Source organism: Roseovarius atlanticus (assembly GCF_001441615.1).
Lineage (GTDB): Bacteria > Pseudomonadota > Alphaproteobacteria > Rhodobacterales > Rhodobacteraceae > Roseovarius > Roseovarius atlanticus.
Genome location: NZ_LAXJ01000073.1, coordinates 1 through 321, shown reverse-complemented (window position 1 = coordinate 321; position 321 = coordinate 1). Strand labels below are relative to the sequence as shown.

1 pseudogene is annotated in these 321 nt (G+C 68.2%); it reads left to right on the top strand.

Annotated elements, in window-relative coordinates:
* A pseudogene (locus XM53_RS22350) lies at positions 1-321 on the top strand (transposase); the annotation flags it as partial.

Sequence of the window (321 nt, the reverse complement as noted above, 5' to 3'; positions counted from 1 at the left end):
GAGACGTTCTGGACCGACTTCCTGCGCTCCCTGGCCGACCGCTGCCTGCGCGGCGTGAAGCTGGTCATCGCCGATGATCACAAGGGGCTGCGCGCCGCCGCGCGGCGGGTCTTCAACGCCACTCATCAGCGGTGCCGGGTTCACTGGATGCGCAACGCTCTGGCCCATGCTCCGGCCAAGCAGCGCACCGCGGTGTCGGCGATGCTAAGACGATCTTCGCCCAGGAAACCAAGGCCGACGCGGAAGCCCAGTGGGACACCGTCGCCGAGGCGCTGCGCGAAAAGCAGGACAAGCTCGGCACCTTCATGGACGCCTCGCGCG